This is a genomic window from Streptomyces javensis (assembly GCF_039525925.1).
Lineage (GTDB): Bacteria > Actinomycetota > Actinomycetes > Streptomycetales > Streptomycetaceae > Streptomyces > Streptomyces asiaticus.
On sequence record NZ_BAAAIF010000079.1, the window covers coordinates 1 to 21,040 of the forward strand.

Below are 21,040 nucleotides of genomic sequence, written 5' to 3' on the forward strand. Positions count from 1 at the left end.
CCGTTGGTACCCGCGAACACGCCGACCTGCTGGCCGCGCAGCGTGGTCGGATCGATCCCGGCCCGCTCGAACGCCTCCCACGACGTCTCCAGCAGCAATCGCTGCTGCGGATCCATCGCCAGCGCCTCACGCGGCGAGATCCCGAAGAACGCCGCGTCGAAGTCCCCGGCGTCCGCCAGGAATCCGCCCTCGCGGACGTAGCTGGTGTGTTCGGTGGCCGAGTCCGGGTCGTACAGCGCCTCCAGGTCCCAGCCGCGGTCCGCGGGGAAACCCGTCACCGCGTCCTGCCCCGAGACCAGGAGCCGCCACAGCTCCTCCGGCGACCGCACCCCACCGGGGAAGCGGCAGCTCATGCCGACGATCGCGATCGGATCGTCGGCGACGGCCACCGCCGTGGACGGCACACCGGCCACCGTGTCGGCCGCGCTCTCGTCGCCCAGGATCTCCGTACGGAGGTGGGCGGCGAGCGCCGAGGACGACGGGTAGTCGTAGACCAGGGTGGGCGGCAGCTTCAGCCCGGTGACGGTGTTCAGCCGGTTGCGCAGCTCCACCGCCGTCAGCGAGTCGAAGCCCAGGTCCCGGAAGGCCCGGTCCGCCTCGACGGCCTCCGCGTCGGAGTGGCCCAGCACATCGGCCACGGCCGAGCGCACCAGGTCCAGCAGCATCCGCTCGCGCTCCGCCGCCGGGACCCCCGCGAGCCGCTGGGCAAGCGAGGACTCGTCCGCGCCGCCACCGGCCGTACGGGCCGTACGCCCGCCCTCGGCCTCCAGCGCCGTACGCACCTCGGGCAGTTCCCGCAGCAGCGGGCTCGGCCGGGAGGCGGTGAAGCCGGGGGCCAGCCGCTCCCAGTCGATGTCCGCGACCGTCACCGCGGTCTCGTCCAGGTCCAGGGCCCGCTGTAGCGCGGCGATGGCCAGGTCCGCCGCCATCGGCGGCACACCCGCGCGGCGCATGCGCTGCTCCAGCGCGTCGTCCGCGGCCATCCCGCCCTCGGCCCACGGGCCCCAGGCCACCGAGGTGGCGGGCAAGCCCTCGGCCCGGCGGCGCTCGGCGAGCGCGTCCAGGAAGGCGTTGGCGGCGGCGTAGTTGGCCTGCCCTGCGGCGCCGATCGAGCCCGCGAACGAGGAGAACAGGACGAAGGCCGTCAGGTCCAGGTCCCGCGTCAGCTCGTGGAGGTTGGCCGCGGCGTCGGCCTTGGCGCGCAGGACGGTGGCGAAGCGCTCGGGGGTCAGCGACTCCAGGACGCCGTCGTCCAGCACCCCGGCCGCGTGCACCACCGCCGTCAGCGGCAGTTCGGCCGGGAGCCCGGCCACCAGCGCGGCCAGCGCCTCGCGGTCGGCGGCATCGCAGGCCGCGACGGTGACCCGGGCCCCCGTGGCGGTGAGTTCGTCCCGCAGCTCGGCCGCGCCGGGGGCGTCGAGGCCACGGCGGCTGGTGAGCACCACGTGTTCGGCGCCCTTGTCGATCAGCCAGCGGGCCACATGCGCGCCCAGCGCGCCCGTACCGCCGGTCACCAGCACCGAGCCCGCGCCCGGCCGCCAGTCGCGGCCACGCCCGGCCTTGGCGGTGTCGGCAGCGTTGGCGGTCTTGGCAGCGTTGGCGGTCTTGGCGGTGTTGGCAGCGGTCTCGGCGGCCCGGGTCAGCCGGCGGCCGAAGACACCGGAGGCGCGCACCGCCACCTGGTCCTCGCCCTCGCCACCGGCCAGCACGCCCGCGAGCCGGGACAGCGCACGGTCGTCCACCGTCTCCGGCAGATCGACCAAACCGCCCCACCGCTCGGCCAGTTCCAGGGCCGCGACCCGGCCCAGGCCCCAGACCCGCGCCTGCCACGGGTCCACCGGACCGTCCGCCCGGCCGGTCGAGACCGCGCCGCGCGTGGCGACCCACAGCGGCGCGTCCACGGCCAGGTCGCCCAGCGCCTGTGCGAGGGCGGCGGTGCGGAGCAGCCCGTCGGCGCCGTCCGCGTGGGACGGCAGCGCGAACACACCGGCCACCGGCCCGTCGGCGATCGCCCCGCGCAGCAGTTCGGCCATGCCCGTACGGTCCTCGGCGGTCAGCTCGACCGTCCGCACCTCGGCACCGCGTGCGGACAGCGTCCGTACGACACCCTCGGCCAGTGCGCCGTCCGCCCCGCCGTCCGCCGCGTCGATCGGGGCGACGACCAGCCAGCGGCCGGTCAGCGCACCCTCGGCGCGGGCGGTCACCGGCTTCCAGGTCACCTGGTAGCGCCAGGCGTCCACGGTGGACCGCTCGCCCTGGCGGCGCCGCCACGAGGACAGCATCGGCAGGACGGCGCCCAGCGAGGAGAGCGCGGCGGCGTCGGCGTCCGCGTCCTCGGACTGGAGCGTCCCGGCCAGGGCCTCCAAGTCCTCGCGTTCGACGGCCTCCCAGAACCGCGCGTCCACGGAATCCATGGCCGCGACGGCCTCGCGGACCTCCTCCGGGTTCTCGACCCAGAAGCGCTGCCGCTGGAAGGCGTAGGTCGGCAGTTCGACGGTGCGGGCTCCCGTACCGGCGAAGAACGCGGCCCAGTCGAGGGGGAGCCCCCGGGTGTGCAGCGCGGCGAGCGCCGCCGTCAGTGCCACCGGCTCGGTACGCCCCTTGCGGAGCGCCGAGACGAAGGCGGCGGCATCGCCGGACACGCACTCCTGGGCCATGGCGGTCAGCACACCGTCGGGGCCCAACTCGACGTAGGTGGTGACGCCCTGGGCCTCCATCGTCCGTACGCCGTCGAGGAAGCGGACGGCCTCGCGGACGTGGCGCACCCAGAAGTCGGGGGTCGTGATCTCCTCGGCGGAGACGACCGCGCCGGTGAGGTTGGAGACGATCGGGATGCGCGGAGCCTCGTACGACAGCCCCTGCGCGACCTCGCGGAACGCCTCCAACATGCCGTCCATACGCGGCGAGTGGAAGGCGTGGCTCACGGTGAGCCGCTTGGTCTTACGACCCTGGGCCTCGAAGCCGTCAGCGATCTCGAGTGCCGCGTCCTCGTCCCCGGCGATGACCACCGAGGTCGGCCCGTTGAGCGCGGCGATCGACACCCGCTCGGTGAGCAGCGGCGCCACCTCGTCCTCGGACGCCTGGACCGCGACCATCGCGCCACCCGCCGGAAGCTCCTGCATCAACCGGCCACGCGCCGCCACCAGCTTCGCGGCGTCCGCCAGCGAGAGCACACCCGCCACATGCGCGGCGGCCAGCTCACCGATCGAGTGCCCGGAGAGGACATCGGGCCGCAGCCCCCACGCCTCCGAGACCAGCCGGAACAACGCCACCTCAACCGCGAACAACGCGGGCTGAGTGAACCCCGTCCGATCCAGCGCCTCGGCATCGTCCCCGAACAGCACCGTCTTCAAGGGCCGTTCGAGATGCTGGTCCAGCTCGTCGCACACCGCGTCCAGCGCCTCCGCGAACACCGGATAGGCGTCGTACAGCTCACGCCCCATCCCCAGCCGCTGGCTCCCCTGCCCGGTGAACAGGAAGGCCACCTTGCCGCCCTCGGCCACCGTTCCCTGGATCAGCCCGGCCGCCGACTCGCCGCGCGCGAGCGCCTCCAGGCCGGACAGCAGCCCGGCGCGGTCCTCGCCGATGACCACCGCGCGCCGCTCGAGCGCCGCCCGGCCCGTGGCCAGCGAGTGGCCGACGTCCGTGGTGTCCAGCTCGGGGTGGATGGCGAGGTGGGCGAGGAGCCGTTCGGCCTGGCCGCGCAGGGCGGCCTCGGACTTGCCCGAGAGGGCCCACGGCACCGTCGGCAGCTCCGCCACCGGACGGCCGGTCGCGGGGGTCTCCTCGGGAGCGAGGGCCGGGGGCTGCTCGATGATCGTGTGGGCGTTCGTACCGCTCACACCGAACGAGGAGATGGCCGCCCGGCGCGGCCGGTCGAGCTCCGGCCACGGCCGGGCCTCGGTCAGCAGCTCCAAGTCGCCCGCCGACCAGTCCACATGCGGGGTGGGCTCGTCGATGTGGAGGGTCTGCGGAAGCACCCCGTGGCGCATCGCCATGATCATCTTGATGATGCCCGCGACACCGGCGGCGGCCTGGGTGTGGCCGATGTTGGACTTCAGCGAGCCGAGCCACAGCGGCTGCCCCTCCGGCCGGTTGCGGCCGTAGGTGGCGAGCAGGGCCTGTGCCTCGATCGGGTCGCCCAGCGTCGTACCCGTGCCATGCGCCTCCACCACATCGACATCGGCGGTGGTGAGCCGGGCGCTGGTGAGCGCGTCGCGGATGACGCGCTGCTGGGACGGGCCGTTGGGCGCCGTCAGACCGTTGGACGCGCCGTCCTGGTTGATGGCGGAGCCGCGCACGACCGCCAGCACGCGGTGGCCGTTGCGCCGCGCGTCCGACAGCCGCTCGACGAGCAGCATGCCCGCCCCCTCGGCCCAGCCGGTGCCGTCCGCCGAGGCGGCGAAGGACTTGCAGCGGCCGTCGGTGGACAACCCCTGCTGGCGGCTGAAGTCGATGAACGTGTCCGGGGTGGCCATCACGGTCACACCACCGGCCAGCGCCAGCGAGCACTCGCCGTTGCGCAGCGCCTGCGCGGCCAGGTGCAGCGCCACCAACGACGACGAACACGCCGTGTCGATGGTGACCGCCGGGCCCTCCAGACCGAAGGTGTACGCCACCCGGCCCGAGGCGATGCTGCCCGCGCCGCCGGTGCCGAGGTAGCCCTCGAGCCCCTCGGGTACGGCGGTGAGCCGGGTCAGATAGTCGTGGTACATGACGCCCGCGAAGACACCGGTCTTGCTGCCGCGTACCGCCGCCGGGTCGATCCCGGCCCGCTCGAACGCCTCCCACGACGTCTCCAGCAGCAGCCGCTGCTGCGGGTCCATCGCCATGGCCTCGCGCGGGTTGATCCCGAAGAAGTCCGGGTCGAAGTCGGCCGCGTCGTGCAGGAAGCCGCCCTCGCGGGTGTAGCTGGTGCCCACCTGGTCGGGGTCGTCGCTGTAGAGCGCGTCGAGGTCCCAGCCACGGTCGACGGGGAAGTCGGAGATGGCGTCGGTGGCGCCGATGACGAGCTGCCACAGCTCCTCGGGCGTGGTGACCCCGCCCGGGTAGCGGCAGCTCATACCGACGATGGCGATCGGCTCGTCCTCGGTGACGGCCGCCACCGGGACCGGCGTGTGCACCTCCGCCGACTCCTCGCCCACCAGCTCGGTCCGCAGCTGGCGGGCCAGGACCTGCGGGTCCGGGTAGTCGAAGATCAGCGTGGCGGGCAGCCGCAGCCCGGTGACCGAGTTGAGCTGGTTGCGCAGCTCGACCGCCGTCAGCGAGTCGAAGCCCAGGTCCTTGAACGCCCGCCCGGAGCCGATGGTCTCCGCGCCCGCGTAGCCGAGCACGGTGGCCACCTGTGCCCGGACCAGGTCCAGCAGCAGCCGCTCCTGCTCCGCCGTGCTCAGCCCGGCCAGCCGCCCGGCCAGGCCGGAGTCGCCGCCCGCCGCGACCGCGTCCACCGCGCGCCGCGCCGGGCCCCGCACCAGGCCGCGCAGCAGCGGCGAGATGGCGGGCTGGTTGCGCAGCGCCGCGAGGTCCAGGCGCATCGGCACCAGCGACGCCTCGTCGACGGTCAGCGCGGCGTCGAAGAGCCGCAGCCCCTCCGCCACCGGCAGCGGGGGCACTCCGGCCCGCCGCATCCGGGTGATGTCGGCCTCATCCAGGGTGTCGCCCATGCCGCCACCGGCCCACAGGCCCCACGCCAGCGCGGTGGCCGGCAGGCCCTGGGCGGCGCGGTGCTGGGCGAGCGCATCCAGGTAGGCGTTGGCTGCGGCGTAGTTTCCCTGACCCGGGCCGCCGAAGACGCCTGCGGCTGAGCTGAACAGGATGAATGCGGACAGGTCCGCGTCCTGGGTCAGCTCGTGCAGGTTCCAGGCCGCGTCCGTCTTCGGGCGCAGCACCTTGGTCAGTCGTTCCGGTGTCAGCGAGCCGATCACGCCGTCGTCCAGTACGCCCGCCGTGTGGACGATGGCGGTCAGCGGGTGCTCGGCGGGGATGGTGGCGAGGGTTTCGGCGAGCGCGTCACGGTCGGCCACATCACACGCCGCCCAGCGCACGCTCGCGCCCAACTCGGCCAGTTCAGTGCTGAGTTCGGCCGCGCCCGGTGCCTGGTCGCCACGGCGGCTGACCAGCAGCAGCTGCCGTACGCCACGCTCGGCCACCAAGTGGCGGGCGAGCAGGCCGCCCAGCGAACCGGACGCGCCGGTGACCAGCACCGTGCCGTCCGGGTTCCACTCCGGGGCCGGGCTGTCGGCCGACGATGCGGCGCGGGCCAGGCGTGGCGTCTTCAGGACGCCCTCCCGGACCGCGACCTCGGCCTCGCCGCTCGCGAGCACGGCGGGCAGCGCGGCCCGGGAGTCCTCGTGGGCGTCGAGATCGATCAGGACGAGCCTGTCCGGGTTCTCGGCCTGCGCGGAACGCACCAGACCGCGTACGGCGGCCCCTGCGAGGTCCGTCACCGGCTCAGCGGTCTTGGTGGCCACGGAGGCGGAGGTGAGCAGGACCAGGCGTGAGTTCGCGAAGCGGTCGTCGGTCAGCCAGGTCTGGAGGAGGTGGAGGGCTTGGGTGGTGGCGTCGTGTGCGGCTTGGGTGGGGTTCTCCCCCACCCCGCCCCTCCCCGTAACCGTGGGCTCCGCCCCTGGACCCCGGTCCTCAATCGCCGGACGGGCTGGAGATGCCGCTCCGGGGCCTTCGAGTGCCGCGCCGTCCGCGTGCGGGTGCGGACGCCCTTCGGGCGTGTCCTCAATCGCCGGACGGGCTTGATGCGTCAGATTCACCACCACCTGGTCCGGCAGTGCCGTTCCGGAATCGACGGCCTCGGCCAGTTCCGCGAGGTCCGCGTATGCCGTGGCACCCAATCCGAACGCGTCCGTGCCCAGCACCGCCCAGCGGCCGTCGGCCGAGTCCACAGGCGCGGGCGTCGTCGTCCACTCCACGCGGTACAGCGACTCGTGGTAGGCCGTGCGCGCGCTCTCCAACCGCTCGGCCGAGACCGGGCGCAGCACCAGCGAGTCCACGGCCGCGACCGGTGCGCCGGTGGCGTCCGCGATCTCCAGCCGGACCCCGTCGCCGCCCACGGCGGCCATCCGCACCCGCAGCGTGGCCGCGCCGCTCGCGTACAGCGACACCCCGGTCCAGGCGAACGGCAGCCGCCCCTCGGTCTCGGTGCCGCCGAGCCCGGCCAGGCCGAGCGCGTGCAGCGCGGCGTCCAACAGCGCCGGGTGCAGCCCGAACGCGGCGGCCTCCTCGGCCGTCTCCTCGTCCAGCGCCACCTCCGCGAACACCTCGCCACCGCGCCGCCACGCCTTACGAAGCCCCTGGAACGCGGGCCCGTACGCGAAACCGACGTCCCGCAGCTCGGCGTAACGGTCGCCGACCTCGACCTCGGCGGCGTCCGCCGGAGGCCACGCGGTCAGCTCGAACGACGCCTCCGGCGCACCGCCGGACGCCAGCACACCGGACGCGTGCCGGGTCCACGGCTCCTCGGCCGACAGGTGCTCGGCCCGGGAGTGCAGTTCCAGCGGGCGGCGGCCGGTCTCATCGGCCGCGCCGACCCACAGCCGCAGCTGGACCCCGCCGTCCTCGGACAGGACCAGCGGCGCTTCGAGGGTCAGTTCCTCCAGCACCTCGCAGCCGACCTGGTCACCGGCCCGGACGGCGAGCTCCACGAACGCGGTGCCGGGCAGCAGCACGGTGTCCATGATCGTGTGATCGGCCAGCCACGGATGCGTGGAAAGCGCCAGCCGCCCGGTGAACAACATCCCGTCCGCGCTGGGCAATTCGGCGCTGGCACCGAGCAGCGGGTGCTCGGCCTGGCCGAGTCCGACCGCGGCCACGTCGCCGAGGAACAGCGAAGAGACCTTGGGCCAGTAGCGCTGCCGCTGGAACGCGTACGTGGGCAGCTCGGCCAGCTCGTCCGGCGCCAGTCGGGTGGCGCCGGTCCCGGCGTAGAGGGCGGCCCAGTCCACCGCCACGCCACGGACGTGCGCCCGGGCGACGGCCGTGGTCAGCGCCTCCGCCTCGGAACGGTCCTTGCGCAGCGCGGAGACGAAACCGGCCGCGTCGGCATCGGTCACACACTCCTGCGCCATCGCGGTCAGGACCCCATCCGGACCAAGCTCGATGAACGTGGTGACATCGCGCGCTTCGAGAGTGCGGACGCCATCCAGGAAGCGCACGGCCTCACGGACGTGCCGCACCCAGAAGTCGGCCGTCGTGATCTCCTCGGCGGACACCACGCCACCGGTCAGATTCGACACGATCGGAATCTTCGGAGCCTCGTACGACAGGCCCTCCGCGACCTCGCGGAACGCCCCCAACATGCCGTCCATACGCGGCGAATGGAACGCATGGCTCACCGTGAGCCGCTTGGTCTTACGACCCCGCGCCTCAAAACCAGCCGCGATCGCGACAGCCGCGTCCTCATCACCCGCGATGACCACCGACGACGGCCCATTGAGCGCGGCAATCGACACCCGCTCGGTCAGCAGCGGCGCCACCTCGTCCTCCGACGCCTGCACCGCGATCATCGCGCCACCCGCCGGAAGCGCCTGCATCAACCGGCCACGCGCCGCCACCAACGTCGCCGCATCCGCCAGCGACAACACACCCGCCACATGCGCGGCGGCCAGCTCACCGATCGAATGCCCGGAGAGGAAATCGGGCCGCAACCCCCACGCATCCGAAACCAACCGGAACAACGCCACCTCAACCGCGAACAACGCGGGCTGAGTGAACCCCGTCCGATCCAGCGCCTCGGCATCGTCCCCGAACAGCACCGTCTTCAAGGGCCGTTCGAGATGCTGGTCCAACTCATCGCACACCGCGTCCAGCGCCTCCGCGAACACCGGGTACGCGTCGTACAGCTCACGCCCCATGCCCAGCCGCTGGCTCCCCTGTCCCGTGAAGAGGAACGCCACCCGGCCACCGGCCACCGAGCCCCGCACGAGCCCGGCCGCCGTACGGCCCTCGGCGAGCGCCTCCAGAGCGGACAGCAGCCCGTCCCGGTCCTCGGCGACCAGCGCCGCGCGCTCCTCGAAGGCCGAGCGGCCCACGGCGAGCGCGTAGCCGAGGTCGGCCGTGCGGAGCCCGGTCCGCGCGGTCAGGTGGCCGTGCAGCTGCTCGGCCTGGGCGCGCAGCCCGTCTTCCGTACGGGCCGAAAGCAACACCGGCAGGGCCGCCGGGCCCTCATCGGCGTCCGCGACGGCCTCAGCCGCGTCAGCCTCCGGGGCCTCTTCCAGCACGGCGTGGGCGTTGGTGCCGCTGAAGCCGAACGACGAGATGCCCGCACGCCGCGGACGGCCCGTCTCCGGCCACTCCCGGGCCTCCGTCAGCAGGCTGATGTCGCCCGCCGACCAGTCCACATGCGGGGTGGGCTCGTCCACGTGCAGGGTGCGTGGCAGCACCCCGTGCCGCATGGCGAGGACCATCTTCATCACACCGGCGACACCGGCCGCGGCCTGCGTATGGCCGATGTTGGACTTGATGGAGCCGAGCAGCAGCGGCTGCCCCTCCGCCCGGTCCTGGCCGTACGTGGCGAGCAGCGCCTGCGCCTCGATCGGGTCGCCCAGCCGGGTGCCCGTGCCGTGGGCCTCGACCGCGTCCACCTCGGACGCCGACAAACCCGCACCCGCCAGCGCCTGCCGGATCACCCGCTGCTGCGACGGGCCATTCGGCGCCGTCAGGCCGTTGCTCGCACCGTCCTGGTTGACGGCCGTGCCGCGCACGAGCGCGAGCACCGGGTGGCCGTTGCGCCGCGCGTCCGACAGCCGCTCCACGAGCAGCATGCCGACGCCCTCGCCCCAGCCGGTGCCGTCCGCACCGGCCGCGAACGCCTTGATCCGGCCGTCCTCCGCGAGTCCGCGCTGACGGCTGAAGTCCACGAACACACCGGGCGTGGACATCACGGTCACACCGCCCGCGAGCGCGATCGAGCACTCGCCGCCGCGCAGCGCCTGGATCGCCGAGTGGAGGGCGACCAGCGACGACGAACACGCCGTGTCGATGGTGACCGCCGGGCCCTCGAGCCCGAAGGTGTAGGCGAGCCGGCCCGAGATCACGCTGGCCGCGTTGCCCGTGCCCATGTGGCCTTCGAGGCCCTGCGAGTCGCCCAGCAGCAGGGACAGGTAGTCCTGGCCGTTGGTGCCGACGAAGACACCGGCGGTGGACCCGCGCAGCGTCGCCGGGTCGATTCCGGCGCGCTCGAACGCCTCCCACGACGTCTCCAGCAGCAGCCGCTGCTGCGGATCCATGGCCAGCGCCTCGCGCGGCGAGATTCCGAAGAACGCCGGGTCGAAGTCGGCCGCGTCCCGCAGGAAGCCGCCCTCGCGGACGTAGGAGGTGCCCTCGACGTCCGGGTCCGGGTTGTAGAGCGTGTGGAGGTCCCAGCCGCGGTCGGCGGGCATGTCCGAGATGACGTCCGTGCCGGACACCAGCAACCGCCACAGCTCCTCGGGGGTGCGGACACCACCCGGGAAGCGGCAGCTCATCGCGACGATCGCGATCGGATCGTCATCGGCCGCCATGCCGCCAGCCACCAGCGAGGCGCCACCCGTGGCCGTGACCTGCCCGCCGAGCAGTTCGGCGAAGAGGTGGTCGGCGAGGGCGAGCGGCGTCGGGTAGTCGTAGACGAGGGTGGCGGGCAGCCGCAGATCGGTGGCGGCGTTGAGGCCGTTGCGCAGTTCGACCGCGGTGAGGGAGTCGAAGCCGATCTCGCGGAAGGCCCGTTCGGCGCTGATGTCGGACGCATCGGCGTGGCCGAGGACCTCCGCGACATGGGTCCGTACGAGATCCAGCAGCGCCCGGTGGCGCTCCGCCTCGGGCAGGCCGAGGAGCCGCCGCGCGAGCGCGGAGGCCGTCTCGGCGGGCGCGGCGTCGCCGGTCGCGGTGACGGCGGCCCGGCGCACCTCGGGCAGGTCGGCCAGCAGGGGGCTGGGACGGCCCGCGGTGAAGCCCGGCGCGAACCGGTCCCAGTCGACGTCCGCCACCGTCACGGCCGCGTCGCCCAGGTCGAGGGCGCGCTGGAGGGCGTCGATCGCGAGATCGGCGTCCATCGGCGGCATCCCGGCGCGGCGCATGCGCTGCTCCAGCGCCTCGTCGGCGGCCATGCCGCCCGCGGCCCACGGGCCCCAGGCGATCGAGGTGGCGGGCAGGCCCTCGGCGCGCCGCCGCTCGGCGAGCGCGTCCAGGAAGGCGTTCGCGGCGGCGTAGTTGGCCTGGCCCGCGGCGCCCACGGTGCCGCTCGTCGAGGAGAACAGCACGAACGCGGACAGGTCGAGATCGCGCGTCAGCTCGTCCAGCGCGAGCGCGGCGTCGGCCTTCGCGCGCAGGACGGTGGCGAAGCGCTCGGGGGTCAGCGACTCCAGCACGCCGTCGTCCAGCACCCCGGCCGCGTGCACCACGGCCGTCAGCGGGAGCTCGGTGGGGAGGCCGGCCAGCAGCCCGGCCAGGGCCTCCCGGTCGGCCACATCGCACGCGGCGACGGTGATCCGGGCGCCGGACGCGGCGAGTTCGTCGCGCAGCTCGGCGGCGCCGGGGGCGTCGAGGCCACGGCGGCTGGTGAGCACCACGTGTTCGGCGCCCTTGTCGATCAGCCAGCGGGCCACCTGGCCGCCCAGCGCGCCCGTACCGCCCGTCACCAGCACCGTGCCGTGGGCGCTCCAGCCCTCGGACTCCGCCGTCTGCCGTGCGGTCGCCCGCGCCAGCCGGCGGCCGAACACCCCGGAGGCGCGGACCGCGATCTGGTCCTCGTCCCCGGCCCCGGCGAGCACCACCGCGAGCCGCGACAGCACCCGGTCGGTCATCGTCTCGGGCAGGTCGATCAGACCGCCCCAGCGGTCGGGCAGCTCCAGGGCCGCCACCCGGCCCAGGCCCCAGACCTGGGCGCGGGCCGGATCCACCGGCTCGCCCTGACGCCCGGTCGAGACCGCGCCCCGGGTGGCACACCACAGCGGCGCGTCGATCGCGGCGTCACCCATGGCCTGCACGAGGGCGGCCGTGGGCAGCAGGGCGTCGGCGTCCCCGGTGGCCAGCAGCGAGAGCACACCGGCCACGGCGCCGCCGTCGGCCGCGACGCGGAGTCGCTCGGCGATGGACGCGCGGTCCTCGTCGGCACCGTCGTCGGCCAGGTCGAGCCGCCGTGCTTCGGCGCCCCGCTCGGTCAGCGTACGGACCACACCGTCCGCCCACGCGCCGGAGGTGGCGTCCTCGGCGGGGGCGACGACGAGCCACACCCCGGACAGCCGGGCCGCGGAGCCCAGCGACAGCGGCTTCCACGCCACCTGGTACCGCCAGCCGTCGACACCCGCGGCGGCGGCCAGGCCCGCCACCGGCTCCTCGGGCCAGTAGCGGCGGTGCTGGAAGGCGTACGTCGGCAGGTCCACGCGGTTCGCGCGGGTCCCGGCGAAGTACGCCGCCCAGTCCGGTGCCACGCCGCGCACATACGCGCGGGCGACGGCCGTGGTCAGCGCCTCGGCCTCCGGGCGGTCCTTGCGCAGCGCGGAGACGAAACCGGCCGCGTCGGCGTCGGTGACGCACTCCTGGGCCATGGCGGTGAGGACGCCGTCCGGGCCCAGCTCGACGAAGGTGGTGACGCCCTGGGCCTCGAGGGTCCGGATGCCATCGAGGAAGCGGACGGCCTCGCGGACATGGCGCACCCAGAAGTCGGGGGTCGTGATCTCCTCGGCGGAGACCACGGTGCCGGTGAGGTTGGAGACGATCGGAATGCGGGGGGCCTCGTACGACAGCCCCTCCGCGACCTCGCGGAAGGCGTCCAACATGCCGTCCATACGCGGCGAATGGAACGCATGGCTGACCGTGAGCCGCTTGGTCTTCCGGCCCCGCGCCTCGAAGCCGGACGCGATCGCGACGGCCGCGTCCTCGTCGCCCGCGATGACCACCGACGACGGGCCGTTGAGCGCGGCGACGCTGACCCGTTCGTTGAGCAGCGGCAGCACCTCGTCCTCGGACGCCTGGATGGCGATCATCGCGCCACCGGTAGGCAGCTCCTGCATCAGCCGCCCACGCGCCGCCACCAACTTCGCGGCATCCGCGAGCGAGAGCACACCCGCCACATGCGCGGCGGCCAGCTCACCGATCGAGTGACCCGACAGATAGTCCGGCGTCAGGCCCCACGCCTCGACCAGCCGGAACAGCGCCACCTCGACCGCGAACAGCGCGGGCTGGGTGAACCCCGTCTGATCCAGCGCCTCCGCGTCCTCCCCGAACAGCACCGTCTTCAGCGGCCGTTCAAGGTGCGCGTCCAGCTCGTCGCAGACCGCGTCCAGCGCCTCCGCGAACACCGGATGGGCGTCGTACAGCTCGCGGCCCATCCCGAGCCGCTGGCTGCCCTGCCCCGTGAACAGGAACGCCGTCTCGCCCTCGGCGACCGCGCCCTCGACCAGCCCCGGCGCGGACTCCCCCCGCGCCAGCGCGTCGAGACCGGCCAGCAGGTCGTCCCTGCCGTCCGCGACCAGCACCGCGCGTGCGTCCAGCGCGGCGCGGCCGGTGGCCAGCGTGTGGGCCACATCGGCCGGTGCGAGGTCGGGCCGGGCGGTCAGATGGGCGTACAGCCGCTCGGCCTGGGCACGCAGGGCGTCGGTGCCCTTGGCGGAGAGCGCGTACGGCAGCACACCGGAGCCGTCCCGCTCGGCGTCCGCCACCGGTTCGGCGGCGATGGCCGGGGCGATGGCCGGGGCCTGTTCGATGATGGTGTGCGCGTTGGTGCCGCTGATGCCGAACGAGGACACCGCGGCGCGGCGCGCGCGGCCGGTCTCCGGCCACTCCATCCGCTCCGTCAGCAGCACGACGTCACCGGCCGTCCAGTCGACGTGCGGCGACGGCTCGTCCACGTGCAGCGTCCGCGGCAGCACACCGTGCCGCATCGCCATCACCATCTTGATGATTCCGGCGACACCGGCCGCCGCCTGGGCGTGGCCGATGTTGGACTTGATGGAGCCCAGCCACAGCGGCCGCCCCTCGGCCCGCTCCTGGCCGTACGTGGCCAGCAGCGCCTGCGCCTCGATGGGGTCGCCCAGCGTCGTACCCGTGCCGTGTGCCTCGACCACGTCCACATCGCCGCTGGTCAGCCCGGCGCTGGTCAGCGCCTTGCGGATGACGCGCTGCTGGGAGGGGCCGTTCGGCGCGGTGAGGCCATTGCTCGCACCGTCCTGGTTGACGGCCGAGCCGCGCACCACGGCCAGCACCTGGTGGCCGTTGCGCCGCGCGTCCGACAGCCGCTCCACGAGCAGCATGCCGACGCCCTCGCCCCAGCCGGTGCCGTCCGCGCCCGACGCGAACGCCTTGCAGCGGCCGTCGGCGGCGAGGCCGCCCTGGCGGCTGAACTCGGTGAAGTGGCCGGGCGTCGTCATCACGGTGACACCGCCCGCGAGCGCCATCGTGCACTCGCCCTGGCGCAGCGCCTGGATGGCCCAGTGCAGCGCCACGAGCGAGGACGAGCAGGCCGTGTCGACGGTGACCGCCGGGCCCTCAAGACCGAGGGCGTAGGCGATGCGGCCGGACATGACGCTGCCCGCGTTGCCCGTCATCACATGGCCCGCGACCTCCGAACCGGCCTGCTCCAGGCCCGCGTCGTAGCCGCTGTAGGCCGCGCCCACGAACACGCCGACCGAGCGGCCGCGCAGCGAGTCCGGGTCGATCCCGGCGCGCTCGAAGACCTCCCAGGACGTCTCCAGCAGCAACCGCTGCTGCGGGTCCATGGCCAGCGCCTCGCGCGGCGAGATGCCGAAGAACGCGGCGTCGAAGAGGTCCGCGTCGTGCAGGAAGCCACCGGCGCGGGCGTAGTCGGACGGGCCCGCGTCGGCCTCGTCCCCGTTCGCCGCCCACTGGCTCTCCCAGTTGCGGTTGACGGGGAATCCGGTGATGGCGTCCGAGCCCGTGGCCACGAGCTGCCACAGGTCCTCGGGCGAGCGGACGTCGCCGGGGTAGCGGCAGCCCATCGCCACGATGGCGATCGGGTCGTCGGCGAGGGAGGCGGCGGTGGCGGCGAGCGCCGGATCCGCCACTTCGGCCCCGGCCCCGTTCTCGTTCTCGTTCTCGTCCGGGCCGAGGAGTTCGGCGCGCAGATGGTCGGCGAGGACGGTGGGGTTGGGGTGGTCGAAGACGATCGTGGTGGGCAGCTTGAGCCCGGTGGCGGCGGAGAGCCGGTTGCGCAGTTCGACGGCGGTGAGCGAGTCGAAGCCCAGCTCCTTGAAGGCCCGGCGCGCCTCGATGGCGTCGGCGGAGGCGTGGCCGAGGGCCGTGGCCACATGGCCGCGTACGAGGTCGAGCAGCGTCCGGCGGCGCTCGTTCGGGGACAGCGCGCGCAGCCGGTCCGCGAGGGACGAACCGGCGGCGAGCGCGCCCGCGGCGGTACGCCGGCCGGTGCTCCGGATCAGCCCGCGCAGCAGCGCCGGGACCGGGCCGGACCCGGCGGCGGAGCGCAGCGCGGCGAGGTCGAGGCGGGCCGGGACCAGCAGGGTCCGGCCGGTGCGGTGGGCGGCGTCGAAGAGCGCCATGCCCTCGTCGTCGCTGAGGGCGCCCATGCCGCTGCGGGCCAGCCGCAGCAGATCGGTGTCGGTCAGACCGCCGGTGATCCCGCCGGACCGGGCCCACAGGCCCCACACCAGCGAGGTGGCGGGCAGGCCCGCCGCGTGGCGGTGTGCGGCGAGGGCGTCGAGGAAGACGTTGGCCGCGGCGTAGTTGGCCTGTCCAGCGCCGCCCAGTGTGCCCGCGATGGCGGAGAACAGCACGAACGCGGACAGGTCGAGGTCACGGGTCAGCTCGTGCAGATTCCACGCCGCGTCCACCTTCGGACGCAGCACCCGCTCCAGCTGCTCGGGGGTCAGGGCGGCGGCCGTGCCGTCGTCCAGCACACCGGCGGTGTGCACGACGGCCGTCAGCGGATGCTCGGCCGGGACGGCGGCCAGGGTCGCGGCGAGCGCGTCGCGGTCCGCGGCGTCACAGGCGGCGAGGGTGACCTCGGCGCCCCGCGTGCGGAGTTCGGCGGCCAGCTCGGCGGCGCCGTCGGCGTCCGCGCCACGGCGACTGGTCAGCAGCAGGTGGCGTACGCCGTGCTCGGCCACGAGGTGGCGGGCGAGCAGCTGACCGAGGGCGCCGGTGCCACCGGTGATGAGGACGGTGCCGTCGGCGTCGAACACGGGGGCAGGGGACGCGTAGTTGTTGCCCAGGGCCGAGGCTGACGCCGAGGTCGAGGCCGAGCCCGAGGCCGGGGCCGGGGCTGACGCCGAGGTCGAGGCCGAGCCCGACTCCGAGGCCGAGCCCGGGACCGAGGCCGAGCCCGGGACCGAGGCCGGGGCCCAGCCCGAGGCCAGGGCCGAACCGACGGCCGGAGTCGAGCCCGAGCCCAGGGTCGAACCGGAGCCCAGGGTCGGGGCCCAGGCGCGGGTCAGCCGGGGCGCGAGGACCCGGCCCGCGCGCAGGGCGAGCTCAGGCTCGCCGGTGGCCAGGGCATCGGAAAGCACGTCGGCAAAGGTGCCGGGGACCTCGGCGACGCCAGCCGTCCCGGCGGATCCGGCGGACCCGGCAGCTTCAGCCGCCCCGGCAGACCCGACGGACCCGACGACACCAGCCGCCCCAGCGGACCCGGCAGGCCCGACAGCTTCAGCCGCCCCGGCAGACCCGACGACACCAGCCGTCCTAGCGGACCCGGCAGGCCCGACAGCTTCAGCCGCCCCGGCAGACCCGACGGACCCGACGACACCAGCCGCCCCGACAGACCCGGCAGCTTCAGCCGCCCCGGCGGACCCGACGGCTTCAGCCGTCCCGGCGGACCCGGCGGACCTGGCGGCTTCAGCCGCCCCAGCCGCCCCGGCGGGCCCGGCGACGCCAGCCGCCTCGCCGGACCCGGCGACGCCAGCCGCCTCGCCGGGCCCAACGGCGTCAGCCGTCCAGGCCACCTCGGCGGTGGCGACCCTGGCGGCTTCAGCCGCCCCAGCGGCCTCGTCTACGTCCACGAGGACGAAACGCCCCGGGTTCTCGGTCTCGGCGGAGCGCACCAGACCCCACAGGGGCGCGTGCGCCAGGTCGGTGACGTCCTCCCCGTCGTCGGCGGCCATCGCGCCCCGCGTGACGAGCACCAGGCGCGCATCGGCGAACCGCTCATCGGCCAGCCAGCCCTGCACCAGGGCCAGCGCACGCCGCGCCTCCCGGTGCGCGGCCTCGGCCACGTCCTCGTTCGCGGCGCCGGATATGGGCGCGAAGGACGCGAGGACCAGTTCGGGAGCGGCGGTGTCGCCCACCTCGACGGACGCGCCCAGCGCGGCCAGATCGGGGGCGGAGTCGGCGGCCACTCCGGCCGCGACCAGCCCGAACGGGTCCTCGCCCAGGACGATACGGCGGGCGGCGGCGTCCGGACCGGCGGAGGCGGGCTGCGGGGCCACCCAGTCCAGCCGGAACAGGCTCTGCCGCGCCACGTCCGCGTCACCGGCGAAGTCGTCCGGGAGCGGACGACACCGCAGGCCGTCCACGGCGGCGACCGGCTCGCCCGTGGCATCGGCGAGCGCCAGGGAGACCGTGTCGGCTCCGGCGGGTGCGATCCGTACACGCAGCGCGGACGCGCCCTCCGCGTACAGGGAGACGCCCTGCCAGCCATCGGTCAGCTGGGCGCCGTCGCGGCCGTGAAGGACGTGCAGGGCGGCATCCAGCAGCGCCGGGTGGATGGCGAACTCATCGGCGCCGGGCTTGGTGTCGTCGGCCAGCCGGACCTCGGCGAAGAGTTCGTCCCCGCGCCGCCAGGCGGCCGTGAGCCCCTGGAACGCCGGACCGTACCGCAGCCCGCCCTCGGCCAGCCGAGCGTAGAGCGCCTCGGGCTCGATGGCCTCGGCGGCGTTCGGCGGCCACTCGGCGAGGTCGAACGACGGGCCGGGGGCGCCGGAGGCGAGCACACCGCTCGCGTTGCGCACCCACGCCGTGTCGGCGGCGGCGTCCTCCGCGCGGGAGGAGACGGTGAACGAGCGGTGCCCGGCGTCGTCCGGTGCGCCGACCGTGACCTGGAGCCGGACGCCACCGCGTACGGGCAGCACCAGCGGGGTGTGCGCGGTCAGCTCGTCGAGGTGGTCACAGCCGAGCTGGTCACCGGCCCGGACGGCGAGTTCCACGAACGCCGGGCCCGGCACCACCACCGCGTCCCGGACCGTGTGCTCGGCCAGCCACGGATGGGTGTCGAGGCCCAGCCGTCCCGTGAACACCAGCCCATCGGACTCCGCCAGCGGCACCGCCGCGCCCAGCAGCGGATGCCCCGCCAACTCCAGCCCCACGGAGGCCACATCACCCACCGAGGCGGCGCCCGGCTCCAGCCAGAACCGCTCGCGCTGGAAGGCGTACGTCGGCAGGTCAACACGCTGGGCGCCGGTACCGGCGAAGTACGCTGCCCAGTCCGGCACCACACCACGGACATGGGCCCGGGCGACGGCCGTGGTCAGCGCCTCCGCCTCGGGACGGTCCTTGCGCAGCGCCGAGATGAACGCGGCGTCCGACGCGGAGTCGGTCACGCAGTCCTGGGCCATGGCAGTCAGGACGCCGTCCGGGCCCAGCTCGATGAATGTGGAGACGTTCTGCGCCTCCAGGGTCCGCACCCCGTCCAGGAAGCGGACGGCCTCGCGAACGTGGCGGACCCAGAAGTCAGCCGTCGTGATCTCCTCGGCGGAGACCACACCACCGGTGAGGTTGGAGACGATCGGAATGCGCGGGGCCTCGTACGTCAGACCCTCCGCGACCTCGCGGAAGGCGTCCAACATGCCGTCCATGCGCGGCGAGTGGAACGCATGGCTGACGGTGAGCCGCTTGGTCTTACGACCCCGCGCCTCAAAACCAGCCGCGATGGCGACGGCCGCGTCCTCATCACCCGCGATGACCACCGACGACGGCCCGTTGAGCGCGGCGATCGACACGCGCTCATTGAGCAGCGGCGCCACCTCGTCCTCGGACGCCTGCACCGCGATCATCGCGCCACCCGCCGGAAGCGCCTGCATCAACCGGCCACGCGCCGCCACCAGCTTCGCCGCGTCCGCCAAAGACAGCACACCCGCCACATGCGCGGCAGCCAGCTCACCGATCGAATGCCCCGACAGATAGTCGGGCCGCAGCCCCCACGCCTCCGACACCAGCCGGAACAGCGCCACCTCGACCGCGAACAGCGCGGGCTGAGTGAAACCGGTCCGGTCGAGCGCCTCGGCGTCACCCCCGAACAGCACGTCCTTCAGCGGCCGCTCAAGATGCGGATCCAACTCCGCACACACCGCGTCCAGCGCCTCCGCGAACACCGGATAGGCGTCGTACAGCTCACGCCCCATCCCCAGCCGCTGACTCCCCTGCCCCGTGAACAGGAACGCCACCTTGCCACCGGCCACCGCGCCCTCGACCACACCCGGCGCACCGCGCCCGTCAGCCAGCGCACCCAGCCCGGCCAGCAGCCCGTCCCGGTCCTCAGCGATCACCACCGCACGCCGCTCAAAGGCCGACCGCCCGGTCGCCAGCGAGAACCCCACATCCAGCGGCCGCAGCTCGTCGCGCCCCTCCACATGCGCGATCAACCGCTCGGCCTGAGCCCGCAGCGCAGCCGCACCCCGGCCCGAGAGCACCCACGGCACCACGCCCGGAGCCACCGCACCCGCGGGAGCCTCAGCCGACTCCGCGACCTCCGCCACCTCCGGCGCCTGCTCGATGATCGTGTGCACATTCGTGCCGCTCACGCCGAACGACGACACACCCGCCCGGCGCGGTTGACCGGTCTCGGGCCACGGCCGCGCCTCGGTCAGCAGGGACACCTCTCCCGCCGACCAGTCGACATGCGGGGTGGGCTCGTCGACGTGCAGCGTGCGCGGCAGCACCCCGTGCCGCATCGCCATCACCATCTTGATGACGCCACCGATACCGGCGACGTTCTGGGTGTGGCCGATGTTCGACTTCAGCGAGCCGAGCCACAGCGGCCGCCCCTCGGGCCGCTCCTGGCCGTACGTGGCCAGCAGCGCCTGGGCCTCGATCGGGTCGCCCAGCGTCGTCCCCGTGCCGTGCGCCTCCACCGCGTCCACGTCGGTGGGGGCGAGCCGGGCGTTCTCCAGGGCCTGCCGGATGACACGCCGCTGCGACGGGCCGTTCGGCGCCGTCAGACCGTTGGACGCACCGTCCTGGTTGACCGCCGAGCCGCGCACCACCGCGAGCACCGGGTGGCCGTTCCGGCGGGCGTCCGACAGCCGCTCGACCAGCAGCACGGCGACGCCCTCGGACCAGCCGGTGCCATCCGCCGAGGCCGCGAAGGACTTGCAGCGGCCGTCTGCGGAGAGTCCGCGCTGACGGCTGAACTCCACGAACACATCCGGGGAGGACAGCACGGTCGCGCCCGCCGCCACCGCCAGCGAGCACTCGCTCTGCCGCAGCGCCTGGACCGCCAGGTGCAGCGCGACCGAGGACGAGGAGCAGGCGGTGTCGATGGTGGCCGCCGGGCCCTCGAGACCGAAGGCGTAGGAGAGCCGCCCCGACGCGACGCTGGAGGCGGTGCCGGTGAGCAGATGGCCCTCGACGCCCTCCGGCAGGTCGTACTCCCCCGCCCCGTACGCCTGCGTGGACGCGCCGACGAACACACCGGTGCGCGAGCCCCGCACCGTCGCCGGGTCGATCCCGGCCCGCTCGAACGCCTCCCACGACGTCTCCAGCAGCAACCGCTGCTGCGGGTCCATCGCCAGCGCCTCACGCGGCGAGATCCCGAAGAAGGCCGGGTCGAACCGGCTGGCGTCGTAGAGGAATCCGCCCCCGCGGGCGTAGAACGTGCCCTCGCGCTCCGGGTCCGGGTCGTACAGCGACTCGATGTCCCAGCCGCGGTCGTCGGGGAAGCCGGAGATGGCGTCCTGGCCGTCCGCCACGAGCCGCCACAGCTCCTCGGGGCTGCCGACGCCGCCGGGGAACCGGCAGCTCATGCCGACGATCGCGATCGGTTCCCGGGAGGCGTCGGTGAGCTGCTGGTTCTGTTTCCGCAGCCGCTCGGTTTCCTTCAGCGAGGCCCGCAGCGCGTCAACGAGCTTTTCGTTGGGGGTTGTCATCG

1 protein-coding gene is annotated in these 21,040 nt (G+C 74.2%); it reads right to left on the reverse strand.

Features of this window, described 5'->3' with window-relative positions; genetic code table 11:
- Nucleotides 1-21,038: type I polyketide synthase (locus ABD329_RS40915; protein ID WP_344317741.1), on the reverse strand; the 21,038-nt coding region annotated here is incomplete at its 3' end.
- Nucleotides 21,039-21,040: the final 2 nt, after the last annotated feature.